This is a genomic window from Hymenobacter siberiensis (assembly GCF_018967845.1).
GTDB classification, from domain to species: Bacteria; Bacteroidota; Bacteroidia; order Cytophagales; family Hymenobacteraceae; genus Hymenobacter; species Hymenobacter siberiensis.
This window is the reverse complement of record NZ_JAHLZZ010000001.1, coordinates 4,592,159-4,618,712: the sequence shown is the minus strand read 5'-3', so window position 1 is coordinate 4,618,712 and position 26,554 is coordinate 4,592,159. Positions and strand designations below refer to the sequence as shown.

Genomic DNA, 26,554 nt, shown 5'->3' with positions numbered 1-26,554 from the left:
GTGGCCCCGAATAGCTCAACCTTAGCATCCTGCGGCGGCATGGGGCGTATGAAGGCCATACGTTTCTTCGTTGGCCATGTCTGATTCCCCTCCCGAACAACCCGCTTCTACCGGCTCCGGCCCGCTACTGGAGCGCCGCTACTTTATTGACGTGCAGCGGGCGCGGCATTCACCCGCTCAGCTTATGGCCGAGGTGCAGGCCGATGTGCCCCGCTTCTCGCCCGAGGCACTCGCCGATTTCGAAAAGACAACCGGCGACGCGGGCCCCATTAAGACCGGCGACGAATTCCATATCACCATTCGCGGCCCCTGGAACGGCAGCGTGCGCGTCACCGATGTCGGTGCCACTTACTTCGAATTCATCACGCTCGAAGGCCACCCCGAGGCCGGCCGTATTCGTTTCGAAGCCCACTATCTGGACGAGTCGCCCGACGTGCTGCGGTTCGAAATCCGTTCCTCGGCCCGCTCGCGCGATGGGCTGGTGGCTTTCGCCTACGACACCCTGGGCGGCGGCAAGCTGATGCAGGAAGCCTCCTGGGTCGAATTCTGCCGGCGCGTGGCGGCGGCCAGCGGCGGCCACGCCCTGGCCGACGTAGTAGTCGAAACCTTCCGGCACGACGAAGCCAGCCACGTTCATCACACCCGCCATGAGTAGCCCAACTATCGCCGTGCCGGCCTCGGCAAAGCCGCCCGCCTGGGAGCAGTACCGCGCCCGCCTCGATGCCTACCGCAACGCCAAGGTCAACTACGACTTTTCGCGCCAGAACGAGCACACCAGCGCCACCGGCTGGCGCCTCGACGACTACGAAACCGACCTGCCCGCCGAAGCCCCCGGCCCACCCGAGGCTGCCGGCTCCTTCGCCGCCGCCCAGGATGTGCTGCGCCGCTACGCCTTCCCCCCGCCCGACCTCATCACCGGCTACTTCGACCCCACTATGCCGCTCGAAAAGCGCATTATGGTGCTGCGGGCGCACTTTCTGGTCTTCAATTTCTACTTCGGCGTGCGCGTGAGCGAGGTCACCGATGAGGAAGCCCGCCCCACGCCCAGCGGCCCGGCCGGCTCGTACCCGGAACGGGTGTGGGGCTACGGCTACCGCACCCTCGAAGGCCACTTCGAGCGCGGTCAGATTGACTTCACCATTCACAAAAATCTGCCGACCGGGGCCGTACAGTTTCGCATTCACGCCGTATCGCAGTCCGGCCAGATTCGCAACCCGTTCTACTGGGTGGGTTTCAAGCTGTTTGGGCGAATACTCCAGCGCAAGTTTGCCCGCGAGTCGTTGCGTCGAATGCGGGAGCTGGTGAGCCAGGCTTTGGCACAAGGCTCGCCAGCTGCCGCCGCCGCCGGGGCACCGCGGCCGGGATAACAAGCTGCGAATTTTTAGTGGAACAGCCGTTTTTCAGCCCAAAAAGTGCCGAATGGCAGCACGGAAACGGCCAGCGCCAGCAGCGCTTTTCCAAACGACCAGCGCCGTTCAATGGCCACCTGAATAACCAGCAGCACGTACGCCACAAACAGCACACCGTGCGCCATACCCACGTAGCGCACCGCCAGGGGCTGGCCCGCCAGGTATTTTAAGGGCATGGCAATGCCCAGCAACACCAGCAACGAAATGCCTTCCAGAAACCCAATCAGCCGCAGGCGGCCCAGTGAAGTGAGAAAAAGATGACCGGGCGTGAGGGACATAGCAATGTGCGTTTGGGTGGAAACGCAAAGCTACCCCACACCTTTCGGCCCGGCCCCGCAAACTTTAGTGGCTCTGTCCGGTTATACACTTCAGGGTTTCCGGCATTCAGGCCATGGGCGTATTACGTTACTGCCTTTGTGCCGACTTATTTCCCTAACCATTAACGCTTACAATACCCCCAATTATGCTTCCAACGAAAGCCTACGCCGCCCCGGCTCCCAGTGTCCCCCTCGCACCCTTCGATTTTGAGCGCCGCGAAGTAGGCCCGCACGATGTGCTCATTGATATTCAGTTTTGTGGCGTGTGCCACTCCGACCTGCACCAGGTGCGCGACGAGTGGGGCGGCTCGATGTTCCCGATGGTGCCCGGCCACGAAATTGTGGGCCGCATCAGCAAAGTGGGCGACCACGTGAAAAACTTTAAAGTAGGCGACCTGGCTGGCGTGGGCTGCATGGTGGACTCGTGCCGCACTTGCCCCAGCTGCCAGGAAGGCCTGGAGCAGTACTGCGAAACCACCGGCATGGTGGGTACCTACAACAGCCGCGAGATTGGCAGCGGCGCGCCCACCTACGGCGGCTACTCAAGCCAGATTGTGGTGGACGAGAAGTACACCCTCAAAGTATCCGAGAAGCTGGACCTGGCCCGTGTGGCGCCGCTGCTCTGCGCCGGCATCACCACCTACTCGCCCCTGCGCCAGTGGAAAGTGGGCCCCGGCCACCGCGTGGGCGTGATGGGCCTGGGCGGCCTGGGCCACATGGCCGTGAAGCTCGCCGCCGCCATGGGTGCCGAGGTAACGGTGCTCAGCACCTCGCCCGGCAAGGAAGCCGATGCCAAAGAGCTGGGCGCCCACAAGTTTGTGGTAACCAAAGACGAGGCCCAGCTGAAGTCGGTAGGCAACTACTTCGACTTCATTATCAACACCGTATCGGCCCAGCTCGACCTGGCCACCTACGTGAACCTGCTGCGCCGCGATGGCACCATGATTTTGCTGGGCGTGCCCACAGAGGCACCGCACATCCATGCCTTCAACCTCATCAGTAAGCGTCGTCGCATTGCCGGCTCGCTCATCGGCGGCATTGCCGAAACGCAGGAAATGCTGGACTTCTGCGCCGAGCATAACATCATGTCCGACATCGAGCTCATCGACATGAAGGACATCAACGAGTCGTACGAGCGCATGCTGAAAGGCGACGTGAAATACCGCTTCGTGATTGACATGGCCACGCTGTAACAACCAGCAGCCACTCGATAATTAAACGCAAAAAGCCGGCTTTCCGCGAGGGAAGCCGGCTTTTTACGTTTGGCCGATAAGTTGGATTCGGGCTTATTCGATGGCAATACGCTGCCAGCTTTGGCCGGCCGTGGTGGTGATGCCCAACAGGTACACGCCCGGCGCGAGGCCACCCAGCGGCACCGTGCCGCTGGCCTGCGCCAGCGCCCAGCGGCGCACCGTGCGGCCCTGCAGGTCGGCCAGCAGCACGGGGCCGGTGGGCGCGGCGGGCAGGCGCAGGGTGAGCTGGTTATGGGCCGGTTGGGGAAGGCATCGGCCAGCGGCACCGCCGTGGCGTTGCGCGTGGCCAGCACCGTGTTCACGAGGCGGGCCAGCCCGAAGCGCGGCTGCCCGGCCACGCTGGTGAAGTCGCCGCCAAGCACAATGGCATTGGTGCCGGGCTGGAGGTAAACGGTCGCTGCTGCGGGCGAGAACGACTCATTGCCCACCACTACGGCCTGGAAACCAGTATCGAAGCTGCCGGTGGTGATGAGGCGCACCAGGCGCTCGGTTTGCGAGGTAGCGCCGGGTGCCACGATGAGCAGCTTGCCATCGGGTTGTTCGGCCAGCGTGTGGGCGGCGCTGGCGGCCGTGAAGCCGGGGTCGGGCGCGCCGCTTGGCAGTAGGCGCAGCAGGCCGTAGGGCGCGGCCTGCCCGTTGAAGGAGGTGAAGTTGCCATTTGCCATAATTTTGCCGCCGGCCACAACCACGATGCTAAACAGCGAGCCAGGGCCGCCGCCCGTGCCAATCGAGAAGGTGTTATCGATGGTGCCATCGAGGTTGAGGCGGTCTGCGTAGCTGCGGGTGGCATCGTTCCAGAGCACCAGCGTCTGGCCGTTGGCCAGGCCCACGGGGTAGCGGAAGCCGGCGGTATTGCCCGTGCCTACGGCGAGCACTTGCCAGGCAGTATTGAGGGGCGGAGCAAATTGCGTGTTGAGCGTGCCATCGGCGTTGAGGCGCACCATCGTCCTCATGGGCTGGCCATTTGCTTTAGTGGAAGAGCTGGTGACCAGCAATCCACCGCCGGGGTGGACGGCAATGCTCGCTCCAAGGCAACAGGGTGGGTACGGGCGGCTCCAACGGAGCTCGGCCGCGGCAAACGTGGCGTCGAACGTCCCGTTGGCCAGTACGCGGCGCACCAGGGCAGTGCTGTCAGTATTCTGGTAAGTGGCGTAGAAAGTACCGTCGGCCTGTGCGGAAGCATTGACAGAATAGGTGCTGCCACCGGGCCGGGCCGTAGGGGCGGGAAGGGTTATCAGTGCGTTGTAGCTGCCATTGGCACTGATGCGGTGGAAGCGCGGGTAGCCTTGGGTGCTCACCGCCTGACCGTTGAAGGTGGTGAGGTTGTAGGCACTCAGCACGAGCTGGCCGTTGTTCTGCGGGGTGACGAGCCCCGAGGCTACCGTTTCCAGCAACATGGTGTAGCTGGTATCGACGTTGCCAGTGGCCAGCAGGCGCATCACGCCGCTGCTTGGCTGGCTGCCTGAGCTGTTGAAAAAGCCGACTATCAGGTACTGGCCACTATTCAGCTCTACCGCGCGCATCACGGTGCCGTAGTTGCCCTGGCTGCCCGCCCCAAACGCGGCATCGACCGCCCCGGCCGAGGTTAGCCGCACCAGGCCGGTGCTGGAGAGCCCGCCGAAGGAGTTGAGCCCACCCGTAACCAGGATGCTGCCATCGGCGCGGAGGCCCAGGCCAAACACTACTCCGCTGGCCGCAACGCGGGTAAAAGACGGGTCCAGCGCGCCGGTGGGCAGCAGGCGCACCACCAGGCTGGAACCGTTGGTCGAGCTTGCCACCGTGTTGCCCCCGAGAACGAGCTTGCCATCGGGCTGCCGCACCATATCGAACACAAACGCGTAGCTGACCAGCGGCGAGCTAAACGAGGCATCGCGGCTGCCGGTGGCGCTGAGGCGGGCAACGCCCAGGCAGGGCTGCCCGTCCACGGCATCGAACTGGCCGGCCACCATAATGGTGCCGTCGGGCTGCGCGATAATCCGCCGGATTTCCCCGTAGCCGCCCGTTCCGTTGGTGAACCCGGCTCTGGTGGCAAAGCTGGTGTCGAGCCGGCCGGTGGGCAACAGCCGAATCACGCCCTTGGTGGGTTATCCGTTGAAAGTGGACTGTAAAACGCGGCCTACCAAAATCTTACCATCGGCCTGCACGGCAATGCTGTAGATGCTGCTCTGCCACCCGGTGCCACCCGAGCTGAACGAATTGTCCAAGCTGCCATCGGCATTGAGGCGGATGAGGTTTTGCACGGGCGCACCATTGTAGCCCGTCACGCCGTATTCGCCCCCCAGTAGGATTTTTCCGTCGGGCTGGAGCGCCAGCGCGGTAATGTTGGCACTGGGACCACTGCCGGCCTGCGCCCGGAACGTAAGGTCGGGGGGGCCGTCGGCATTGAGGCGCGCTACCCGGGGCGACGGCTGCCCGTTCATCAGTTGGAACTGACCGGTAATGAGCACCTTGCCGTCGGGCTGCTTGAGGGAAGCGAAAACCCCGCTGCCGGGGGCCGTGAGCGTGCTGGGCGCAAAGCCGGGGTCGAGCTGCTGCGCGGCGGCGGAAAGCCAGCTGCCGCAGCTCAGCATAACGGCCGCGAGAAACGAATAAAAAAGACGCATAAAGTTGAAAAGAAAGGAATTGACGCAGATTTAATTTGAATAGGTAATTGACTGATTTACTGTTTCGTGAACAGGTACGGTTCCTGCTCCAGCCCATCGTTCACCCGAATTTCCAGCGTTTTCACCTGCCCGCTCTCCACGGCGAAGGGAGCCGGGAAAATCCCGTAGGCCGCGTTGGAAAAGGTGCTGCGGAAGGTGTCGCTGTCCATATACTCCAGCGTGGTGGTGAGGGCAGGGTGATGCGAGAAACGCACGAGCAGCTGCTTGCCTTTGGGCTCGACGGTGATGGTGCCATATACCGGGTGCTGGTAGGTGCCGGTGTAGGATTTGAGGCTGCGGGCGGGCTTGTTTTTCTTGCTGACGCGGGCGGCCAGCTCGGCCACGCTTTTGGCGGTTTCGGCGTTGCCCTTTTGGGCGAAGGCGTAGAGCTGGCGGCTGCGGTCCACGTAGGGCACGCTCAGGTAGGCATCGAGCAGCTGGTAGCGCAGGGCTTCGAAAAAGCTCTGGTTGTCCTGGTTGGTGAGCACGGCGAGGCCCAGGTTTTCTTCGGGCACAAAGCACACGTTGGTTACAAAGCCATTGGCCCCGCCCGTGTGCCAATAAATCTGGCGAGCGTTGTAGTCTGCCGAATACACGCCCAGGCCGTAGGTGCGGAAATGGCTGGGGAAGATGGGCGATTTACTGGCGTTCACCAGCGTGTTGCCTTCGCGGGTGCGGCGCAGCGTGGCCCAGGGCATGATGCGCTGGCCGTTGTACTGGCCGCTGTCGAGCTGGAAGCGCAGCCAGTGGCCAAGGTCATTCACGTTGGAAACCAGGCTGGCGGCCGGCCCAAAGTTGTCCACCTCATCAAACGGCACCCGCGTGAGCGGGCCGAAAGCCGTGGTGTAGGGCAGCGCCACGTTGGCCCGCTGGCTGGCCCCCGCCGTACTGGGGTAGGTATTCGTCATGCCCAGCGGGGTGAGCAGGCGCTGCTGCACGAAGTCCTGCCATGTGGTGCCACCGGTGGCCACGGGAATGATTTCGCCGGCCGTCAGGAAGCCGTAGTTGCTGTAACCGTACTGCTGCCGAAACAGCCCCACAGGCTTCAGATAGTGCACTTTTTGCAGGATTTCGGCCCGGCTCAGGTTAGAATCCCAGAAGGTGAAATCGCCCTGGAAGGTCTTGGTGCCCATGCGGTGCCCCAGCACATCGCGAATGGTAACCAAGCGGGTGCTGACGGAGTCATAGAGCCGGAAATCGGGCAGGTACTGGTGCACCGGGTCGTCCAGCTTCAGCTTTTTTTCCTCGACCAATTGCGAAATGGCGGTGCCGGTGAAGAGTTTGGAATTGGAGGCGATGAGGAAGAGGGTATTACCGTCCACTGGTTCGGGCTTGTCCACGGCTTTCACGCCGAAACCCTGCGACACCACTACCTGCCCATCCTTCACCACCGTCACGGCCAGGCCGGGAATGTTCCATAATTTGAGGCCGCGCTGCACGTAGCTGGCCAGGCTGTCGCGCACGAAGGCGTTGCCCGCGCCGGGCGTAGGCGTTTGGGCGTGAGCGGGGAGGGAAAGGGCGGCGGCCGCAGCCAGCGTGACCAGGAAAGGAAGTAAGCGCATTGGTGTTGAAAGCAAGGTCTAAAAAGTGCCGAATGAAGGATTTTTTGCTCTTTCGGAGTGGAACTCCTGCTCTTTCGGAGTTGCACTCCGAAAGCCGCGTGTTGCGGAGTTGTACTCCGCTCCGGGGTGGCAACGGCGTAACGATTGGGGACTATAAGTCCCCGGCAGTCCGGCTTTCGGAGTGCAACTCCGAAAGAGCAGAGCAACGGGCAGCGGTTGAGCACAACGTAAAAAAAGCCGGCTGAAACACCCCGAAGGGATTTCAGCCGGCTCAAAGCTAAGCCGCCTGCCAGGGTTAGGCCACTACCCGCATGACCGGTATGGGCGGCCACGGGGTATGGGTAACCCGCACGTCGGGCCAAAACGACTTGAGGCCCTGATAGTGCATAAAGACGCGGGCCGTGGTGATAACGTCCTTCTCGCAATAGGTCACAATGCGTTTGAGGTCTTTCTCGGTCCAGTAGGTGTGGCCCACCTGGGAGCCGTCGATGTCGTCTTTGGGTGAGGGAATGCCGAAGACGCCGGCCAGCAGGGCCAGGGAGATAGTGCCTTTGAAATCGCCAAACTTCCACAGCTCCATGGTGTCGAGCAGGTGAGGCAGGTCCCAGGCCTTGTAGCCGGCCACGTCGAGCATCGGCGGAATGGGCTGACCGCAAATCAGCATGCGGCGGCCGATGTAGCCGTAGTCGAACTCGCGGCCGTTGTGGGCGCAGAGGTAGTGGCCGATGCGCTTCGGGTCGTCGTGCTCGCGGGTGTTGGTGGCGGTGGGCAGCTTGGTGCCGTAGGGTTTGGCTTCGTCCAGGGCCCGGGCGAAGCTCCGCAGCACTTCGTGCTCATCATCGTTGGCGTACGATTTTACTTTAAATTCAAGCGTGTCATCGGCCAGGGTGTAGAACTTGCCCACCGAAATGCACACGATTTTGCCAAACTCGGCATAGAGGCCGCCGTTGGCAAACAGGGCTTCGTGGGTCTGGCCCTCGGCCAGCTCGCGGGCGTGGCGCTTGTCGCAGAACTTCTTCCAGAGCGGCTGGTGGGCGGCCGGCATCTCGGCATGGGTGGCGTGGCCGGGCACGGTTTCAATATCGACGAAGAAAATGCGGGTCAGGTCGACATTGTGCAGGATGTTCATGGCAGAAGGAAAAGCAGTGAAAGTAGTGGAAGATACGTCGGGGCCGCCGGGCCGCCCGCCTATCTCAAAGCTACGGCAAAGCCTGCGCTGCATGCAAGCGGCTCAGATTCGCAGGCATCCTGCTGCCGCATCCGGTATCCGCTGGTGGCACGTCCCAGCCTGGACTATGCGGCTCGGCAGCCCGGCCCTTTGAGTCAGAAAGCTGCCTGTTACTCCGGTCTTGCGCCAGTAATGGCGATTCCTCAAAAAAATAATGCTGGCCGCTGTAACGTTTGGACACCAGGGCCAATATTCTCCAGAGCTTCACCTCAATTTAATGCTCCTGACAGGCAACCCTGGCCACGGCTAGGTCATCTGTTTGAGCGTAACCTTCTTTCCTTTCCTAATCTGCACCGATGAAACTATCTACGCATTGCTTTGCGGCGGGCCTGTTGTGTCTGCTCCTGACTGGCTTGGCCCGCCCCGCCGCCGCCCAAACGCCTGCCGCTACTCCGGCGGTGGCGGCCACCGGCTCGCTCGTCGGCACCGTGCTCGATTCGCTTAAGAAAGAGCCCGTGCCCTACGCCACGGTGGTACTGCTGCCATCCGCGCCCAACGACAAGCCCATCACCGGCGTGGCCGCCGACGAGGCCGGCAAATTCTCCCTCACCAAGCTCGCGCCCGGCCCGGCCCGGCTGCGGGTGAGCTACGTGGGCTACGGCACCCAGACGCGCAACGTGACCATTACCGCCGGCGCTACCGACGCGGGCACGTTCCGCCTGCCCGTGGCCGGCACCGCGCTGGCCGAGGCCGTCATCATCGGGACGAAGCCGGTGGTGGAAATCCGGCCCGACCGCATGGTGTACAACGCCGACCAGGACGCCACCAATGCCGGCGGCACTGCGGCCGACGTGCTGCGCAAAGCCCCGCTGCTGGCCGTGGACGGCGACGGCAACGTGAAGATGCGCGGCTCCAGCAACTTCAAGGTGCTGGTGAATAACAAGCCCTCGCCTACGCTGGCCAGCAACCTGGCCGAAGCCCTGAAAGGTATTCCGGCCGAGCAGATTAAGTCGGTCGAAATTATCACCACGCCGCCGGCCAAGTACGACGGCGAAGGCACCGCCGGCATCATCAACATCGTGCTGAAAAAGGGGGTGGAGCAGGGCCTTAACGGCCGCATTGGGGCGAGCGGCGGCAACCGGAATTCGGGCGTGAACGGCTCGCTTAACTTCAAAACCAAGAAACTGGGCTTCACTTCCTCGGGTGGCACGGGCGGCTGGCACGGGCCGAACCGGTCGGAGCGCACCCGCTTCGGTAAAACCGATAACTCGACCCTGACCCAGCAGGGTGTGGGCAACTACAGCGGCCAGTGGATGTATGGCTCGGTGGGCCTCGACTACGACCTGAGCGAGCACCAGAGCCTGTCGCTGGCCGCCTCGGTAAACCGCTACGCCGGCCACGACTACAATAACATGCTGAACGACTTCGTGTCGCCCGCCCGCCCGCAGGACAACCAGCTCTTCACCCGCGCCACCAACAGCAAGTTTAGCGGCCTCAATGGCGAGCTGACCGGCACCTACACCAAAACCTTCGCTCTGCCCCGAAAGGAGTGGAGCGTGCTGGGCCAGTACGCCAATAATAGCGGCACGTTTGGCTACGATTTCGACCAGTATCTCAACTCCACCACCAACCTGGAAGTGGGCCGCGCCAACTACCGCGAGCGCAGCCGGGGCCGCACGCCGGGCAGCGAAGTAACGCTGCAAACCGACCTCACCCAGCCTTTCGGCGAGAAGCAAACCCTGGAAACGGGCCTAAAAGCCATTTTTCGCAATACTGGCTCGGTGGCCAACGTCGATGGCCTGACCCGGGGCCAGACCGAGGATTTTGTGCGCCTGCCCGGCCGCTCCACCGATTTCAGCTACGGCCAAAACGTGCAGGCCGGCTACGCCACCTACACCAATAAGTTGAGCAAGAAGCTGAGCGTGAGCCTGGGCGGCCGTCTGGAGCGCACCGCCATTTCGGCCGATTTCCGCACCAACGACACCAGCTTCGTGCGCAGCTACCTCTCGCTGCTGCCCAATGGCAACGCGCAGTACGCTTTCAGCGACAACAACAGCGTGCGCCTGGCCTACAGCCGCCGCATCACCCGGCCCTACATCGACTACCTCAACCCCTTCGTGGACCGCTCCGACCCGAAAAACCTCGTGTACGGCAACCCCGCCCTGAGCCCCGAGCTGACCGATTCCTACGAGCTGAGCTTCAACACCAACGGCAAGGCGGGCTCGCTCAACATCGCGGCCTCGATGCGCCGCACGGGCAATGCCATCGAGTCGATTCGCCTGGGGCCTGATGCCAGCGGCGTGACCCGGCAGACCTACGCCAACGTGGCCTCCAATGCGTTTTACCAGCTCAATTGCTACGGCTCGGCCAAGCCGGCCAAGGGCTGGGATATTAGCGGCGGGCCGGATATTCAGTACATCGTGCGCCGCAGCCCGTCGCTGGGCATCGAGCGGCGCGGCTTCACGGCGGGCCTCAACCTGAATTCCTCCTATAAGCTGCCCAAAAACTTCACGCTGCAGGGGTACGTGTATGCTTCGCTGCCCTCGCCCGACTTGCAGGGCCAGGGCGCGGCTAACCTCTACTACCAGATGGGCGTCAAAAAGACCTTCCTCAAGGACAAAGCCGACGTGGTGCTGAACATCGCCGCCCCCTTCAACGACTATTGGCTCTACCGCAACACCACCGACACGCCCACCTTCAGCGAAACCAACCGCAACTACTCCTATCAACGCTCATTCCGCCTCAGCTTCAACTACCGCTTCGGCCAGGCCCAGCAGGGCAAGCAGCGCAAGTCCATCTCGAACGACGATGTGAAAGGCGGCGGTGGCAGTAAGCAGGGCGGGCAGTAGGGCGGGATGGTGCTGAATCTATGGCATCGCTGCGCTTGCGGAGTTGCACGTTGCTCTTTCGGAGTTGCACTCCGAAAGCCGCGCTGTGGCGGAGTTATACTCCGCTTTGTAAATCGTTGCTGGCGTCAACGGTGAGTATAACTCCCCACCAAGGCAGCTTTCGGAGTGCAACTCCGAAAGAGCAAGGGACTCCGAAAGAGTAGAGGTCTTAGCAAGGCCTTTTATTACCCTTCAGGCAACCCCCTCGCCGGGCCGTGCATCTCTTTGGTCAACTCTCTGTAATGAATCGCCACCTCTGGCGATTTCTGTAGCGCATAGTGCCTTCCGGCTTACATTCTTCATATTCTGCAAAAAAGCATGGCCCTTACGATTACCAATCTTTCCAAAACCTACCCCAACGGCACGCAGGCCCTCAAAAACGTTACGCTCGATATCCCCAACGGGATGTTTGGCCTGCTGGGTCCCAACGGCGCGGGCAAATCCAGCCTGATGCGCACCATTGCCACGTTGCAGGATGCCGACACGGGCTCCATCATGCTCGACGACATTGACGTGCTGCGCGATAAAGAGGCCGTGCGCCGCGTGCTGGGCTACCTGCCGCAGGAATTTGGCGTGTATCCCAGCGTGAGCGCCGAGGAGTTGCTCGACCATTTCGCCACCCTCAAAGGCATTGCCAACGGCCGGGAGCGCAAGGAAATGGTGGCCGCCCTACTGCACCAGACCAACCTGTATGACGTGCGCAAAAAGTACGTGGGCGGCTATTCCGGCGGCATGAAGCAGCGCTTCGGCATTGCGCAGGCGCTGCTGGGCAACCCGCGCCTCATCATCGTGGACGAGCCCACCGCCGGCCTCGACCCCGCCGAGCGCAACCGCTTCCACAACCTGCTGAGCGAGATTGGCGAAAACCTGGTGGTGATTCTCAGTACCCACATTGTGAGCGACGTAGCCGACCTGTGCCGCCATATGGCCATCATCAACAAGGGCGAAGTGCTGCTCACCGGCGACCCGGTTTCGGTGATGGGCAACCTGAAAGGCAAAATATGGCGCAAGCTTATTGAAAAAGCCGAACTGCCAGCGCTGCAAGCCAGCCAGCAGGTTATCAGCTCGCGCCTTTTTGCGGGCAAAACCGTGGTGCACATCCTGGCCGATTCCGCGCCCGACAGCGGCTTTGAGGCCGTGAATCCGGATTTGGAGGACGTGTATTTTTCGGAAATTAAAAATTATGAATTAAAAATTAAAAATGGCCCCGTCACGGCCTAATGAGCTCAGCTGGGCGGCTTGCGTCCACCTCATTCTTAATTTTTAATTCATCATTTTTAATTGACCACATGTTCCTCCCAATACTTCTTTTTGAACTCAAATACCGCCTCAGGCGGCCTGCTACCTGGATTTATTTTCTGCTGCTGTTCGCCATGGCTTTTCTGCTGGTAACGGCGGCCGGCGGCGGCTTCGGTACGGGCGTGAAAGTGGCCCTTGGCGGCGACGGCCAGACGGTGAAAATCAACGCCCCGTTCTCGCTCAACATCATCACGGCGGTGCTCAGCGTGTTCGGCGTCATCATCGCCTCCTCCCTGATGGGCAACCCCGTGTACCGCGACTTCGAGTACCGTACGCATTCACTGTTTTACACCACGCCCATCAGCAAATTTGGGTATCTGGGCGGGCGGTTTTTTGGCTCTTACCTGATTTCGGTGCTGGTATTCAGCGGTATCGGGCTGGGCGCGGCCGTGGCCGGTATGATGCCCTGGGTGGCGGCCGAGCGGTTTCTGGCCGTGGCCCCGGCCGGTACCTACGTGTGGCCCTACCTCGTGCTGGTGCTGCCCAATCTGCTGTTTTCGGGCGCTATTTTCTTCACGGGAGCTACGCTTTCGCGCAATATTCTGAGCACGTATATCGGCTCGGTGCTGCTGCTGGTGGTGTACCTGGTGGCCACGGCCTACCTGCAGGACCTCAAGAATGAGCACCTGGTAGCCGCGCTGGATGCCTTCGGCATATCGGCCATCGAATTCACCACCCGCTACTGGACTTCGGCCGAAAAAAACTCCCTGCTGCTGCCCCTCTCCAGTTATGTGCTGCTGAACCGGGCCGTGTGGCTGGCGGTAGGCTTAGGTCTGCTGGGCCTGTGCTACGCCCGGTTCCGGTTCTCAGCTTTCGCCTCGGATAAGCCCGATAAGAAGAGCCGCCGCGTGGCTGCCGCCGATGTCCTGGCGGCCGAAGCGGTTCCCGCTGCCCAGCCCGGCGGCCTGCGCCTGCCGCGCGTGGCGCAGGTATTCAGCGGGGCCATGAGCCTGCGCCAGTGGTGGAGCCTGACCAAACTGGAGTTTCGCGGCATTGTGCGCAGTCGCTACTTTCTGGCCATTGCGGGAGCGGGTGTTATCCTGCTGCTGGCCACCTCGTCGCAGGTTGGCCGAACCTTCGATACCGCTACTTATCCCGTCACCTACGAGGTGCTGCAAGCCATCACCGGCTCGTTTTTCCTGTTCTTTCTGGCCATCATCATCTTCTACAGCGGCGAGCTGGTGTGGCGCGAGCGCGAGGCCGGCGTGGCCCAGATTACCGATGCCGTGCCCGTGCCCAGCTGGGTGCCTTTCCTGAGCAAGCTGGCCGCGCTGGGGCTGGTGCAGGTAGTGCTGCTGGCCGTGGTGATGGTCTGTGGCCTGCTGATTCAGACCTTCAAAGGCTATTTCCACTACGAAATCGGCCAGTATTTGCAGGCGCTGTTTCTGTATGAGCTGCCGTTCCTGCTGTTGCTGTGCGTGCTGAGCATGGTGACGCAGGTGGTGGTGAACAACAAGTACCTGGGCTTCGCGGTGATGGTGATGTACTACGTAGCCAATATTTTCCGGAGCCAGATTGGTTTTGGCCACCGGCTGCTGGGCTACGGCGGCGGCCCCACACCCGGCCAGTATTCGGACATGAACGGCTACGCGCACTTCCTGCCCGCCTTCTGGTGGACCAAGCTGCTGTGGGCCGGCGTGGCGTTGCTACTGGTGCTGCTGGCCAGCCTGCTTTGGACACGCGGTACCGACACCACCGGCCGCCTGCGCGAAGCCCGCCGCCGCTGGAGCGCCGGCAGCACCGCCGCTCTGGCCCTGGGCTTGCTCATCAGCCTGGGTACGGGTGGCTACATCTTCTACAACACCAACGTGCTGAACAAATACCTGACGCCCAAGGAAGGTGAGAAGCGCCAGGTAGCCTACGAGAAGCAGTACCGCCGCTTCAAAGACGTGGCCCAGCCCCGCATCACGGCCGTGGATATGAACACGGAGATTTTCCCCAGCACCCGCGCAGTGCGGTTCCGGGGCCGGTTCACGCTGGTGAACAAGCACGCCCGCGCCCTCGATACCGTCATCGTGAGCATTCCCGTGGAGCAAAACCCCCGCGTGCGCTCCATCACGCTGGGCCAGCCCGGCCAGGCCACCCTGGCCCTGAACGATACCACCTACGGCGTGCTCCTCTACCGCCTGGCCCGGCCGCTGGCCCCCGGCGATTCGCTGGCCCTCGGCATGGATATTCTGTACCAGGAGCGCGGCTTCCCCAGCACGGGCACGAATACCGACATCGTGTACAACGGCACCTTCATCAGCAGCAACTACCTGCCCGGCCTGGGCTACCGCGAGGGCGCCGAGCTATCCGGTGACCAGGACCGCAAAAACTACGGCCTGAAACCCAAGCCCCGCATGGCCCCCGTGAACGACCTGAAGGCGCGCCAGAACACTTACATCAGCCAGGATGCCGACTGGATTCGCTTCCGCACCACCGTGAGCACCGAGGCCGACCAGACCGCCATTGCCCCCGGCTACCTGCAAAAGGAGTGGGTGAAAAATGGCCGCCGCTACTTCACCTACGTGATGGACCGGCCCATGCTCAACTTCTACACCTTTCTCTCGGCGCGCTACCAAGAGTATAAGAGCCAGTGGGTTGACACGGCCGGACACCGCACCATTCCCATCACTATCTACTACCAGCCGGGCCACGAGTACAACCTCAAGCGCATGGCCGAGAGCGCACGGGATGCGCTGGCGTATTGCTCCAAAAACTTCTCGCCCTACCAGCACCGCCAACTGCGTATTCTGGAGTTTCCGCGCTACCAGTCCTTCGCCCAAAGCTTTGCCAACACGGTGCCCTTTTCCGAAGCCATCGGCTTCATTGCCAACGTGAACGACAAAGACCCCGAAGACCTGAACTACCCCTATTACGTGACGGCCCACGAAGTAGGCCACCAGTGGTGGGCGCACCAGGTAATAGGCGGCAACGTGCAGGGCAGCACGCTCCTGGCCGAAGCCATGGCCGAATATTCGGCCCTGATGGTGCTGCGGGCGCACAATGGCCCGGCCACCATGCAGCGCTTCCTTAAGTTCGACATGAACCGCTACCTCACCGGCCGCGCCTTCGAGCAGAAGAAGGAAGTGCCGTTGGCGCTGGTCGAAAACCAGCAGTACATCCACTACGCCAAGGGCTCGGTGGTGATGTACGGCCTGCAGGACTACCTCGGCGAGGCCACCCTGAATGCGGCCCTCAAAAAGTACGTGGCCGCCGTGGCCTACCAGCAGCCGCCCTACACCAACTCGACGGAGTTCATCGGTTACCTGCGCCGCGCCGCCCCCGATTCGCTCCAGGCCTACCTCACCGACCAGTTCGAGCGCATCACGCTCTACGATAACCGCGTGACGGCCGCCACCAGCAGAAAGCTGCCCGACGGCCGCTATCAGGTCGATTTCACGGTGAAATCGGCCAAGTTTTATGCCGACAGCCTGGGCGCCCAGAAGCCCGCCGACCAAACCCGCGACGCCCTGCCCGTGGCCATTTTCCCCGAAATGGGCAAGGATAAAAAGCCCGTGGCCCCGCTGCTGCTCCAGAAGCGCCGCCTGCGCACCGGCGACAACCAGCTGCGCTTCGTGGTGAGCAAAAAGCCCGCTTCCGTCGCCATCGACCCCTACCACTTGCTAATGGACCGGCAGCTCGACGATAACACCAAAGACCTGTAGGGCTGGAAGCACAGGCGCACAAAAAAATCCCCGGCCAAAGTGGTCGGGGATTTTTTGTATTCGGGCAGCCGCCGTGCGATTATTTGCGCACCTGGCGCACTTGGCGCAGGTCGCGCTTCACTTGCTTGTGGGCCGTTTTGAGGTAGCGCTTGAGCTGCTGCTTGCGCGATACCACGATTACGCGGGCATTGGTCAGGCTCACCGTCGACTCGTCGGCCGAGGCATTCAGGGTCATTTTTTCATCGGCGTAGCCGGCGTAAGTCACCAGCGCATCGAGGGCTCCGGCGTTGGCTGGTACTTCAAATTTGAACTCGCCGTCGGCGTTGGTCACGGCCATTTGCTTGGAGGCCGTCAGGATAACCACGGCGCCGGGCAGCGGGCCGGCCGGATTGGTGATTTTGCCCATGAGCACCCTCTTCTCCGGCTTAGTACCCATGGTCCCGCCGTCGGTATCAGTCGCCAGGGCAAAAGCAGCGCCGGTAAAGCCACGTTGGGCCTGCGCCGTAAAAGTAGCCAGGTTGATAACACAGGCAAAAACGGCGACGACGAGTATAGAGGAGGAGAAGCGCATGGCGGTGATAAGTATCAGATATTTTTGAATGATACAAATGTCGCATTGCATTTGTGGGATAATGACCCGCCTCGCCCAACTGTATCAAACCGCCGGTGAATGACTGGATTTGCCAAAGCAATGAATTAGCTGGCGCATTTGCACTCCTTGCAGAGTGTATTGTAAGAATGATATAGGGACGCTATGTTTTGCATCTCGCCGTTGCACAACCCACGCCAGGACCGTCGAGTAATTTCCCTCAGTAATGAGCCGTAACCCATTGTGCCCGTCCCTGCAGCTTGCGAACGAGCAGTTGTACATATCCGGCCGGGCTTGTACCCGCACCTTGCTTTACTTTAGAGCAAATTCAAGGTCCGTGTACACGATGTAGAGACGCAATATTTTGCGTCTCGTCGTTGCTGATGTTGTTATAACCGCGCAGGTTTGTGCGGTCCCGGTCGTTCAACGACGAGACGTAAAATGTTGCGTCTCTACATCGTGTACATAGAATCCGAAACCTCTCTAGGAGTATCAAATAGAAAAACCCTGGCCTATGAGGCCAGGGTTTAGCAATTGGGGTTGCAGAAAAGAGGTGTGGTAGCTAGTAGCAAGAGGAAAGTGGGCGGGAAGGAATCATTGGGTAGCCGGGCCTTTATCGCGCAGCAGGTACACCGAGCCCAGTGCCTGCACGGCTGCCAGATGCACTACTTCTTCGCGCAGGCCCCCGTAGCCGCAGGTCAGCTCTACTTCTTTCGTGTTGCTGGGCACGCGCAGCTCGAATTCACCTTCCGAGTTGGTTACCACAATGGTGTGGCTGCCGTGTAGCCAAATCGTAGCTCCGGGTAATACACCTGTTTTGCCCTGTATCACGCCATGAATAACTTTGGTAGTGACGGTTTTAGTGCCTTCTTCCGGGTCGGTGCCGGCTGCTTCTTCCATCTTTTCACCCGCTTGGGTATAAGCATATTGTGCCTGGCTGGGCATGGCGGCCAACAAAAAACCGACAGCAGCAACGGTGGAAGTAAGGCCGAATTTCATGGCGAATTGCACTAATAATATTATTTATTGCAGAATACAAACGTACAATAAAATCATAGTATGTTGCAAGCATTTGTAATAATAAATTCGCTTTTATTCTGGGATAAGCGCAATTATTAGTTAGCGCACCGGCTCAGCATCCATAAAAAAACCTCCGCACTATTAGTGTGGAGGTTTTCTGTTAGAATACTAAAACTTATGCGGCTTAATTAGCGGGATTCGCGCGCTCGTGTGCGAGATAAGCCCGGTGTGGGCTGCGGACGCGCAGGTTATGCAGCCCGCAGGCCACCCCCATGACCGTATCGCGAAACCAGTCGCCGCGGACCCGCAGCTTGTCGCGCACCATGCGCAAGCGTTTGATGCCACTGTGCACGTGCTCAATCACCACGCGTAAGGGACTCAGCAGCTGGTTGTAAAGTTTCTGGGAAAAGGTCAGTTCGCCCTTCGGGGGCTTCTTGTGCGGCATCTCGACCAGCACCCCCGGCGGGCGATGGTCGAGCAAACCCAAATCCTGCCGCAGCACGCTGCCCGCCGGCAGGTGCAAGGGGTATTCGTCGGCCACTTTTTTGTCGTGCATGCGCCCTGATTCCGTGGGCGAGAGGTAGTGCAGATACTGCGTATCGTCGCACAAGGTGTTGTTTTTCAAGGCATGGACTTTTTTTAGCACTATACTCTTCTTCTTGCCCTTCCCGGTCCGCGTTGCGCGGGATACCGCGTTCCACCCCGTCGTAGGTAAAGATCTTATCGGGGTGCGCGGCCAGGCGCTGGGCCAGTTGCGCGCCGTCGCGCACGGGCGACAGGCCGCGGGCGGCCAGCGTTTGGTTGAGCACGTTGAGCAACGGGCCCGTCAGGCGGCTGACGCGGGTCTGCGAAACGCCAAAGCTGGCGGCTTGGTGCTCTTGCAACGAATTGGTTTTGAGATAGGTCAGCAAGAAGAAAAGCTTCGTGTCGGTACCGGACAAGGTCGCATTGGCCCGCTCCCGATGGGCCGGGATGCGCCGCCGGGTGCCGTCGAGGGTGTGGTAGCGCTGATGCCGTTCCCAACGGGGCGCAAAGTCGGTGAGCAGGTCGTCAAATTCGGCGGGCAGCAGACTGGTTAAGGCCAGAAACTGCGTCGGCCGCTCGCGTAGGGCCAAATAATTCATCCCCAAAAGTACGGCCCGGTCTCACGCACCAGTATAGCTAACTTTACCGCATCAGCACTACTCTACCCTACTAAAAGTCAGGCAAGGCATAAAAACGGGGCGGCCCGACCTTTGAGGTTCCTACACGCTCAACTCGTTCCGCCCCATGAAGCAACGCCTCATCGCCAAAATTACGACCGTTTTACAACACCTGCCGGTGGTGCGCAACCTGGCTCGCCAAAAGTTTGTGAGCCAGTTCATTATCGCGCTGATAAAAAGCCGCAACGTCCAATTCTGCGAGGTGGCCCAGCACTTGAACGATGCCGTCAAGTTAGCCTCGAACGAAACCCGGATTCAGGATTTTTTCCGCGAAACGGACCTGAACTATCTGGTGCTGGCGCAGTTAGTGCTGGGCCTGCTGCCGGCCCAGGGCAAGCTGCGCCTGTGCCTGGACCGCACGGAGTGGGATTTCGGCCAGTGCCAGGTCAATATCCTGCTCGTGACCGTGGGCCAGGGCGCGTTTCACGTACCCCTCTACTGGGAACTGCTCGACAACCGCAGCGGCAATTCCAACGCGGCTGACCGCATCGCCCTGCTCCGGGTCTGCGTCCAGGTGCTGGGTAAAGACCGGATTGGCCTGGTGCTGGGCGACCGCGAATTCGTGGGCTATGCCTGGTTCAAATAGCTCAAGGACAACGGATTGCCTTTTGTTATGCGTCTACCCCGGCACCACCTGCTCACTCACCCGAGTGGCCGCCGGCAAGCCATTACGGACCTGGGCCTGGCCGTCGGACAGACCCGGCGCTTCGCCCAGTGCCAGGTCGACGGGGTCTGGGGACAGGTCTGGGTCAAGGCCTTGACGGACGGGGATTTCCTCTTTCTTTTTGGCAACGTGGGCCTGCCGTACATGGGGCAGCTCTACGCCAAGCGCTGGACCATCGAGTAGTGCTTTCAGAACCTCAAAGGCCGGGGCTTCAACCTGGAGGCCAGTCACTTGCGCTGCCACCTGAAGTTGCGCAAGCTCGTGGCCCTGGTCAGTCTAGCGTACGCCTTTTGCCTGGGCGTGGGCACGGTAGCCGACCGGAAAAGCCAGCCCATCGGCCGCAAAAACCACGGCTACCGAGCCATGAGCCTTAGCCGACACGGCTTAAATATCCTGCGCCAGCTCAGCCGCCCCGGTACCGGGGCGGCTGAGAAGCTCGCCCGAATGGTGGAAACAGTATTGCGCTGGTTTTGCTGGTAAATTACTCGATATCAATTCACTAGAAAAATAGTAGGGTAGAGTACTGTTAGAATTAACTAATTAGACAATAATTAGTTATCAGCTGGTTATTGTCATAATAGGCGATTCAGACCACATTGCGCCGCTGCTCTTCCTGCCGGAAAACGAAGTAGGAGTAACCATAGCAAAATGCCGTTGTAAGCAGTATCAGCCCCACGGGTACCAGATTCATCTGTCGGGCCGGTACTATCAGCGCCAGCCCGATAAGCAGGACCCCCACCAGGCAAAAGACCATGCCACCTATGCGGTGCGTACGGGCCCACACGGTAGGGCTTTCCAACGTCCAGGGCGTGCGGATGCCTACGAAGTAATTGGGCTGTACTGTGGTTAAATAGTTGCCCATAAAGGCCAGAAACAGGCCCAGCAGCACTGTTATGCCCCGGCTTGTGGTGCCGGGGTGCAGCCCCATATACAGGCCGTAGGCTAACAGCCCTCCCAGCATGGCCACCATTGCAAGGCGCAGCTTCTGGAAATTTACGCTGCTACTGTCGAGCCGGCGTTTGGGGTCGAGATAGGGCAGTATCGTGAAAAAGAACGCCACAAATAGTGGCGCCCCCAGCATGAGCAGCTACATGTGGTCGCGCCCGATGTAGTCGTTGGGCTGTCCGGCGCTGTCGAAGTGCGTAGGCACCTGGGCCGGCAGCTGCGGCCACACAAAAAGCAGATACAGCGACGGGGCCAGCATGGCCCCGAGCGTGAGCAGTTGCCAGATGAGTAGGTTTTTCTTCATGAGTAGGGCAAAAAGAGCGGTGAAAAGGTTAGGACTTGAATTGGTAAAGCCAGCCTAGTAGTTCGTCTAATACGGTCATGTTGAGGGTGTATACCACGAACTGGCCTTGCTTCTGGCTGGTCACGAGGTCGGCTTGGCGCAGCAGGTCGAGATGGTGGCTGATGGTGGGGGCCGAGAACTGGAACTGCTTGGCAATGGCCCCGGCGGTGGCCGGCCCGCCGCGCAGCCGCTCCAGAATGGCGCGGCGCGTGGGGTCGTTCAGGGCTTTGAAAAGAGCATTCATACAGGATGTTTCAATAATTAGGCAAATATCTAAATAAAATCGGAATAAAAAAGCGCGACCCCCAAAAAGGGCCGCGCTGCTAACATAGTTTGTGGATTGGGCCGAACCTTGCCAGCCGCTAGGCCGGCTGCTGCGCCGGGGTTTCGGCGGCCGTTTCGGGGCGGCGGCCCCAGGAAGCCATGCCGCAGCGGCTTTGCATTTGCTGGCGGAATTTCTCGCGGGCTTCGGGGCTGAGGTGCTCCATGCGGCCGGCCATGCGCTGCTTCCACTCGCGGCGCTTGCGGGCCCAGCCGCCGGGCTGCCTGCCCCGGAAACCACCAAACAGGATACGGCTCAGCAGTAGCAGGCCGTAGGTTTGGCCCAGCGTGATGGCCGGCAGGCGGAACAGCGCCGGCATCAGCCAGTTCCAGAGGGCCTGTGTGGCAAACCCGACTACGGCAACAAAGAGCGCCGCAAAGAAGAAGAAGCGAAGGCCGCGCAGCAGCCAGAATTTACGGTTCATGATAGGTGAGATAGTGAAAGGGTGAGGTGGTTAGATAGACTAGGATTTGATGCGGCCGACGAGGTTGGCAGAACATCAAGCCCACTATTTCACCACTTCACCTTTAGTCGGTGAATAGTTCGGTGTAGAGCTTTTGCAAGCGCTTGCGCAGGTGCAGCACGGCGTAGTGCTTGCGCGAAATCAGGGTTTTGAGCGGCACGCCGGTTTCTTCCTCCATCTGGCGGAAGGTCTTATCCTCCAGCTCGTGCCACACAAACACTTCGCGCTGGGCCACCGGTAGCTCGGCCAGGGCATCGCTGAGGGCTTCCATGAGGGTTTCGCGCAGCAGGCGGTTTTCGGGCGAGTCGTCGGGGGCGGGGAGCAGGTCGGCCAGCAGCAGGCCCTCACCGTCGTCGCTGGCTTCGGCGGCGCCAAAGGCTGCCTCCAGGCTCACTGGCCGCTTGCGGCGGTAGAGGTCGGTGATGCGGTTGCGGGCCACCCGGAAGAGCCAGGCCGCCGCCTGTTCCACGGGCTTGAGCAGCCGGTAGCTTTCTACGAGCTCGGCGAAAACGTCCTGCAGGAGGTCTTCGGCCTCGGCCTCATCCGGAATGCGCCGCCGGATGAACTGCAGCAGCCGGGGCCGCTGCTGGCGCACAGTTTCAGCAATCTGGCGGTCTTGCTGCGAGGCCGACATCGGCAGGAGGGGAGAGGGGAGCGAAAGTGCCATGGTTGTCATTCTGAATAAACAGACGCTGGCGGGTTGAAATTACTTTACAACTTTTCGATTTGTGCACCAAAACCAGTGGGTAGCCTTTCATATCGGGGGCGATGGCCAGCGGTAGCGGTAGTCGATGGGTTGCCTGCGGGACCACGTATTGGGTTTGCTGCCTAAAATAGATGACATTTACGGAAAAAGTTATACTATTTGCGATGTCAATCCTGATGTCAGCCAGGCTATTGGATGGCGGTTAGTACTTTTGAATTAAACTTTATTGCCACGGAATACCCCTTTCACCTTCTTTCCTGTTTTCACTTTTTACCATGAATTATTTCTACTTTAACAAATTGTTGGTTTGCCTCGTTGGGTGGCTGTATTTATGTCCGTTCCTAGCATCGGCCGTGCCTTTCACGCCGGGCAACATTGTGGTGACGCGCGTAGGCGATGGCACCGCCACACTGACCGCGGTGGCCACAGTCATATACCTGGATGAGTACACGCCAGCTGGAGTGCTAGTGCAGTCGGTGGCACTGCCTACGGCCGTGACCGGTAACAACCGCATTCTTACTGCCAGTGGCAACTCCACTTCGGAATTAGTGTTGTCCCGTACCGGCAATGGCCGTAGCCTGCTGCTGGCCGGCTACGGCACCTCCCCGGGCACCGCTGCCGTGGCCAGCTCCCAAGCCGCCGACGTGGCCCGCGTAGTAGGCGTGGTGAGCCCCGATGGCAGCGTGGACACCAGCACGAGCCTCGGTAGCGCCTTCAATGCCTCTAACGTACGCGCCGTGGCCTCGGCCGATGGCACGGATTTGTACGTAGTGGGCGGCAACTCGGGAGTGCAGTACGTTACCTTCGGTGGGTTCAATCCCACGCAGCTAAACACCTCGCCCACCAACCTGCGCGGCGTGGCCGTGGCCGGGGGCAACCTCTACATCTCGACCGCTTCCAGCTCTTACATCGGTCTGAGTGCCGTGGGTACGGGCCTGCCTACGGCGGCGGGACAAACCGTTGCCATCCTGCCCGGCTTTCCTGCCACTGCCGCTGGCCCCAGCCCCTACGGCTTTTACTTTGCTGACCTGAGCACGACTGTACCCGGCGTGGATGTACTATATGTGGCGGATGACCGCAGCGGTACCGGCGGCGGCATTCAGAAATGGAGCCTGGTGGCCGGGACCTGGACGCTGAATGGCATCATCGCCGGGTCGGCCACGACCATGGTGCGCGGCCTCGATGGCAATACCACCGGCACTACGGTGTCGCTAGTAGCCACCAGCGCCACCGGGCTCTACCTGCTTTCCGACAATACCGGCTACAACGTGGCCCCGACGCTAACCAGCATTCCGGCACCGGTGGCCACGGCCGCTACCAATACGGCCTTTCGGGGCATTGCCTTCGCGCCGGTAGCGCCGGCCCCGCTGATTGCCAGCTTTAGCCCCACCAGCGGGCCGGTAGGTACCACGGTCACCGTCACAGGTTCTTTCCTGACTGGTGCCTCGGCCCTCACCCTGAATGGCGTAGCAGTGACGGGCTTCACCGTAGTAGATGCCAGTACCATCACCTTCGTGGTGCCGGCCGGGGCCACTTCGGGCACTATTGCCGTTACCACGGCCGGGGGCATGGCCACCAGCACGGGCACGTTCACCGTGGTGGCCCCCAACCCGCTGCCAGTTATCAGCAGCCTGACGCCCGCCACCGCTGTGGCCGGCGCGGCAGCCTTTACCCTGACACTTAATGGCACGGGCTTTTACAGCGGTTCGGTTGTGAGCTTCAACGGCACGGCCCTGGCCACAACCTTCGTCTCGGCTACCCAGCTGACGGCCAGCGTACCTGCTGCTGCCATTGCCACGGCTGGCACCTGCGGCGTGACGGTAATCAATGCCGCACCGGGCGGGGGAACTTCGGCCGGTGCTACGTTCACCGTGACCGTGCCAGTGCCCACCATCACGAGCTTTACACCCACCACGGGCGGCCCTGGTACGTCGGTAACCATCACGGGTACCAACTTTACAGGAGCTACAGTTGTGCGCATTGGCTCGTTCAACGTGCCTAACTTCACGGTGGTGAATGCCACTACCATTACTTTGGTGCTGCCTGCCGGCACCGGCAGCGTAACCGGTTTGCTCACGGTGACGACGCCGGGTGGCACGACCACCAGCGCCACGTCATTCAACCTGGTGTCGGCCACGCTGGCCAGCCAGGCGCTACCCGGCCTAAGCGTGTTCCCGAACCCCGCCACCGACCACCTGACGGTAGACCTGCCTTCAGCAGCACCGGCCACCGTGGCCCTGCGCGACCTGACGGGCCGCCTGGTGCTGGCCCCGGCCCCGCTAGGAGCCGACAAGCATTTGGCGCTGCCCGCCACGCTGGCCAGCGGCGTGTATTTCCTCGAAGTGCGGCAGAGTGGTCTAATCGCCGTGCGGCGCATCGAGAAGCGCTAAGCAGCAACCGGGCAGCCTCCCCAAATCGGCCGCCTACAGCAAAAAAAGAGCCCCACCGGAGTTTTCCGGTGGGGCTCTTTTTTTGTGCGAAAGGGTAGTGATATGTGTGTTTGTCCGGGTGATTAGGTTGACCGGTTCAAGCACTTATAAGGTGTTAGTCCTGAGCGATAGATAGAAGCTGTTTAGAAAGTACTCAAACGGTCATGCTGCGCTGCGCTCTGCATGACCGTTTGAGTACCTTTTGTGACTTTCTAAACAACTCTATAGTCTGGTGATGGGTAATCACCATTTTTTTCAGTGGCTTATGATATAGGTAAAGCTACTGGCTGCTTACCTGACCCCGGTTGCGAAGTAGCAAGCCGTCGGCAACCATCTTACCGACGAAGGAAAATGCTCTGACGGGGCAGAGCTTGTGTACCAAATACTTTTATTGCTCTCATGCAATGCTCCGCAGAATTAAACCGCAGGGACCCGCAGTGTTTCCGTTAAGTGGTACAGCAGGATACTACTCTACCCTACTATTTTAGTTAATTGATAAAGAGTTAGTTGGCAAATAATCCATCGAAACACGGCGTTCATGTTAGCAATGAAGGCCGGGTCAGTGCTGCGGCCGGGCCGCGTGTATTGCCGCAGAGCGTTGAGGCCGTGGCGGCTGAAACTGGCGCGTTTGTAGCCGTTGTTTTTGGTTTTGATGGGTTGCACCTTTTCGTGGAGCCAGGTGCCCACGCTGACACACAGCGCGTAGGCCAGGCTCACGAGGCCAACGAGTTTTTTGAGCTTGCCGCGGCACTGCAAATGCGTCCCGCGCAAGGCAAAGCCGCGCCCTTTCAGGTTCTGAAAACAGGCTTCGATGGTCCAGCGCTTGCGGTAGAACTGGCCCAAAAAAGCGACGTTGGCCGTGCCGAAAAGGAACAGGTACTCGCCCCCGGTCAGGGCCGTGACCTGCGCCCCACCCCAGACCCCGTCGACCTGGCACGCGGCCAGTTGGCGGCACTGGCCCGGGTGCAGGCCCCAGTCGGCCACGGCGTGACGGCGGCCGTGGCGGTCGGTGAGCAAGTGGTGCTTGGGCAGGCGCATGACGAAGAAAATGCCCTTGTCTTTGAGGTACTTGAACCACGCATGGCCCACAAATTCCCGGTCGCCCACCACCAACCCCACCCGGTCGGGGCCCAGTACCCGGAGGCAAAAATCCAGCAGCGCGGCGCGGTCAGCCGCGTTGGAATTACCGCTGCGGTTGTCGAGTAATTCCCAGTACAGCGGCCAGTGGCAGTCGCCGCGGCCCACCGTGACGAGCAGAATGTTTACCTGGCACTTGCCGAAGTCCCACTCCGTGCGGTCCAGGCACAGGCGCAGCTTGCCCGTGCCCGGCAGCAGGCCCACCAGTAGCACAGCCAGGGCCAGGTAATCCAGGTCGACCTCGCGAAAAAAGTCCTGGATGCGCGTCTCGTTCGAGGCCAGTTTTGCGCCGTCGTTGAGATGCTGCGCCACTTCGCAAAATTGTACGTTTCGACTTTTGAAGAGACCCAGCACGAAGCGGGCAATGAACTTCTTGCGGGCCAGGTTCCGCACCAGCGGGGCCGAATGCAAAAGGGTCGTAATTTTGGCAACGAGGCAATGCTTCACGGGAAGGGGTGCTTTTGGCAGTTGAGGAACTACAAAGGTCGAACCTTCCCGTTTTTATGCCCGATTTTTAGTAGGGTAGAGTAGCAGGATACAACATGG

General features: G+C 60.6%; 23 protein-coding genes and 3 pseudogenes. 11 read left to right on the top strand and 15 right to left on the bottom strand.

Annotated elements, in window-relative coordinates; translation table 11 throughout:
- Positions 1-76: 76 nt before the first annotated feature.
- Together KQ661_RS20280 and KQ661_RS20275 are read left to right on the top strand one after the other, a co-directional pair.
- Positions 77-655 (top strand): DUF1990 family protein, encoded by a 579-nt coding sequence (locus KQ661_RS20280; protein WP_216690217.1) that lies wholly within the window; start codon positions 77-79, stop codon positions 653-655.
- Positions 648-1,367: a DUF1990 domain-containing protein gene (locus tag KQ661_RS20275; protein ID WP_216727878.1), complete on the top strand. Its 720-nt coding sequence runs from the start codon at positions 648-650 to the stop codon at positions 1,365-1,367. Before KQ661_RS20280 ends, KQ661_RS20275 begins: the two co-directional genes overlap by 8 nt.
- 14 nt (positions 1,368-1,381) lie before the next feature.
- Here the strand turns inward: KQ661_RS20275 and KQ661_RS20270 are convergent, their stop codons facing one another.
- Positions 1,382-1,687 (bottom strand): DUF3817 domain-containing protein, encoded by a 306-nt coding sequence (locus tag KQ661_RS20270; protein WP_216690215.1) that lies wholly within the window; start codon positions 1,685-1,687, stop codon positions 1,382-1,384.
- A 185-nt stretch (positions 1,688-1,872) separates the two neighbouring features.
- Here KQ661_RS20270 and KQ661_RS22410 point away from each other — a divergent pair, with 185 nt between their 5' ends.
- Positions 1,873-2,919 (top strand): NAD(P)-dependent alcohol dehydrogenase, encoded by a 1,047-nt coding sequence (locus KQ661_RS22410; RefSeq protein ID WP_235727026.1) that lies wholly within the window; start codon positions 1,873-1,875, stop codon positions 2,917-2,919.
- Positions 2,920-3,284: 365 nt separating this feature from the next.
- Here KQ661_RS22410 and KQ661_RS20265 read toward each other — a convergent pair.
- From KQ661_RS20265 to KQ661_RS20250, 4 genes and pseudogenes are all read right to left on the bottom strand, one after another.
- Positions 3,285-5,051, bottom strand: a pseudogene (locus KQ661_RS20265) (delta-60 repeat domain-containing protein); the annotation flags it as partial.
- A 12-nt stretch (positions 5,052-5,063) separates the two neighbouring features.
- Positions 5,064-5,582 carry a delta-60 repeat domain-containing protein gene (locus KQ661_RS20260; RefSeq protein WP_216727876.1) on the bottom strand — a complete coding sequence of 173 codons (519 nt, stop codon included), beginning with the start codon at positions 5,580-5,582 and terminating at the stop codon, positions 5,064-5,066.
- A 56-nt stretch (positions 5,583-5,638) separates the two neighbouring features.
- On the bottom strand, positions 5,639-7,183 hold the full coding sequence (locus KQ661_RS20255; protein WP_216727875.1) for a serine hydrolase: 1,545 nt from the start codon (positions 7,181-7,183) through the stop codon (positions 5,639-5,641).
- 295 nt (positions 7,184-7,478) lie between these two features.
- The gene (locus KQ661_RS20250; protein ID WP_216690211.1) at positions 7,479-8,312 is read right to left on the bottom strand and encodes a ribonuclease H-like domain-containing protein; all 834 of its coding nucleotides are present in this window, start codon (positions 8,310-8,312) and stop codon (positions 7,479-7,481) included.
- 395 nt (positions 8,313-8,707) lie between these two features.
- On the opposite strand from KQ661_RS20250, the pseudogene KQ661_RS23185 reads away from it, so the two are divergent.
- The 4 genes and pseudogenes from KQ661_RS23185 to KQ661_RS20235 form a co-directional block, all read left to right on the top strand.
- Positions 8,708-9,406 (top strand): annotated as a pseudogene (locus tag KQ661_RS23185) (carboxypeptidase regulatory-like domain-containing protein); the annotation flags it as partial.
- Between the two features lie 258 nt (positions 9,407-9,664).
- On the top strand, positions 9,665-11,200 hold the full coding sequence (locus tag KQ661_RS23180) for an outer membrane beta-barrel family protein (RefSeq protein WP_394369648.1): 1,536 nt from the start codon (positions 9,665-9,667) through the stop codon (positions 11,198-11,200).
- 357 nt (positions 11,201-11,557) lie between these two features.
- The gene (locus tag KQ661_RS20240; protein ID WP_216727873.1) at positions 11,558-12,460 is read left to right on the top strand and encodes an ABC transporter ATP-binding protein; all 903 of its coding nucleotides are present in this window, start codon (positions 11,558-11,560) and stop codon (positions 12,458-12,460) included.
- 68 nt (positions 12,461-12,528) lie between these two features.
- Positions 12,529-16,188, top strand: coding sequence for an ABC transporter permease/M1 family aminopeptidase (locus KQ661_RS20235; protein ID WP_216727872.1), 3,660 nt, complete (start codon positions 12,529-12,531; stop codon positions 16,186-16,188).
- A gap of 79 nt (positions 16,189-16,267) precedes the next feature.
- Here KQ661_RS20235 and KQ661_RS20230 read toward each other — a convergent pair whose 3' ends face one another.
- The 4 genes and pseudogenes from KQ661_RS20230 to KQ661_RS23175 form a co-directional block, all read right to left on the bottom strand.
- A complete protein-coding gene (locus KQ661_RS20230; protein WP_216727871.1) occupies positions 16,268-16,759 on the bottom strand; it encodes a carboxypeptidase-like regulatory domain-containing protein in 492 nt (163 codons plus the stop codon).
- Positions 16,760-17,371: 612 nt separating this feature from the next.
- Positions 17,372-17,776, bottom strand: a complete 405-nt coding sequence (locus tag KQ661_RS20225; protein WP_216727870.1) for a carboxypeptidase-like regulatory domain-containing protein — start codon at positions 17,774-17,776, stop codon at positions 17,372-17,374.
- 205 nt (positions 17,777-17,981) lie between these two features.
- On the bottom strand, positions 17,982-18,422 hold the full coding sequence (locus KQ661_RS20220; RefSeq protein ID WP_235727025.1) for a transposase family protein: 441 nt from the start codon (positions 18,420-18,422) through the stop codon (positions 17,982-17,984).
- Between the two features lie 226 nt (positions 18,423-18,648).
- A pseudogene (locus KQ661_RS23175) lies at positions 18,649-18,921 on the bottom strand (hypothetical protein); the annotation flags it as partial.
- Positions 18,922-19,066: 145 nt separating this feature from the next.
- Here KQ661_RS23175 and KQ661_RS20210 point away from each other — a divergent pair.
- From KQ661_RS20210 to KQ661_RS20200, 3 genes are read left to right on the top strand one after another with little or no spacing between them, the layout of a single operon-like run.
- Positions 19,067-19,585, top strand: coding sequence for a hypothetical protein (locus tag KQ661_RS20210; protein WP_216727868.1), 519 nt, complete (start codon positions 19,067-19,069; stop codon positions 19,583-19,585).
- 27 nt (positions 19,586-19,612) lie between these two features.
- Complete coding sequence (locus tag KQ661_RS20205; RefSeq protein WP_216728023.1) at positions 19,613-19,846, top strand: hypothetical protein; 234 nt, start codon at positions 19,613-19,615, stop codon at positions 19,844-19,846.
- A 48-nt stretch (positions 19,847-19,894) separates the two neighbouring features.
- Positions 19,895-20,143: a hypothetical protein gene (locus tag KQ661_RS20200; RefSeq protein WP_216727867.1), complete on the top strand. Its 249-nt coding sequence runs from the start codon at positions 19,895-19,897 to the stop codon at positions 20,141-20,143.
- 106 nt (positions 20,144-20,249) lie between these two features.
- Here the strand turns inward: KQ661_RS20200 and KQ661_RS22950 are convergent, their stop codons facing one another.
- The 5 genes from KQ661_RS22950 to KQ661_RS20175 form a co-directional block, all read right to left on the bottom strand.
- Entirely contained in the window at positions 20,250-20,723 is a 474-nt protein-coding gene (locus KQ661_RS22950) for an SdpI family protein (protein ID WP_216727866.1), read from the bottom strand.
- A 27-nt stretch (positions 20,724-20,750) separates the two neighbouring features.
- Positions 20,751-20,912: a DUF1648 domain-containing protein gene (locus tag KQ661_RS20190; RefSeq protein ID WP_216726831.1), complete on the bottom strand. Its 162-nt coding sequence runs from the start codon at positions 20,910-20,912 to the stop codon at positions 20,751-20,753.
- A gap of 28 nt (positions 20,913-20,940) precedes the next feature.
- Positions 20,941-21,195: an autorepressor SdpR family transcription factor gene (locus KQ661_RS20185; RefSeq protein ID WP_216726830.1), complete on the bottom strand. Its 255-nt coding sequence runs from the start codon at positions 21,193-21,195 to the stop codon at positions 20,941-20,943.
- A 118-nt stretch (positions 21,196-21,313) separates the two neighbouring features.
- The gene (locus tag KQ661_RS20180) at positions 21,314-21,697 is read right to left on the bottom strand and encodes a hypothetical protein (RefSeq protein ID WP_216727865.1); all 384 of its coding nucleotides are present in this window, start codon (positions 21,695-21,697) and stop codon (positions 21,314-21,316) included.
- 103 nt (positions 21,698-21,800) lie between these two features.
- Positions 21,801-22,403: an RNA polymerase sigma factor gene (locus KQ661_RS20175; RefSeq protein WP_226915655.1), complete on the bottom strand. Its 603-nt coding sequence runs from the start codon at positions 22,401-22,403 to the stop codon at positions 21,801-21,803.
- A gap of 314 nt (positions 22,404-22,717) precedes the next feature.
- On the opposite strand from KQ661_RS20175, the gene KQ661_RS20170 reads away from it, so the two are divergent.
- The gene (locus tag KQ661_RS20170) at positions 22,718-24,832 is read left to right on the top strand and encodes an IPT/TIG domain-containing protein (RefSeq protein ID WP_216727864.1); all 2,115 of its coding nucleotides are present in this window, start codon (positions 22,718-22,720) and stop codon (positions 24,830-24,832) included.
- A gap of 510 nt (positions 24,833-25,342) precedes the next feature.
- On the opposite strand, the gene KQ661_RS20165 is transcribed toward KQ661_RS20170, so the two are convergent.
- The gene (locus KQ661_RS20165; RefSeq protein WP_216685953.1) at positions 25,343-26,455 is read right to left on the bottom strand and encodes an IS4 family transposase; all 1,113 of its coding nucleotides are present in this window, start codon (positions 26,453-26,455) and stop codon (positions 25,343-25,345) included.
- Positions 26,456-26,554 lie beyond the last annotated feature (99 nt).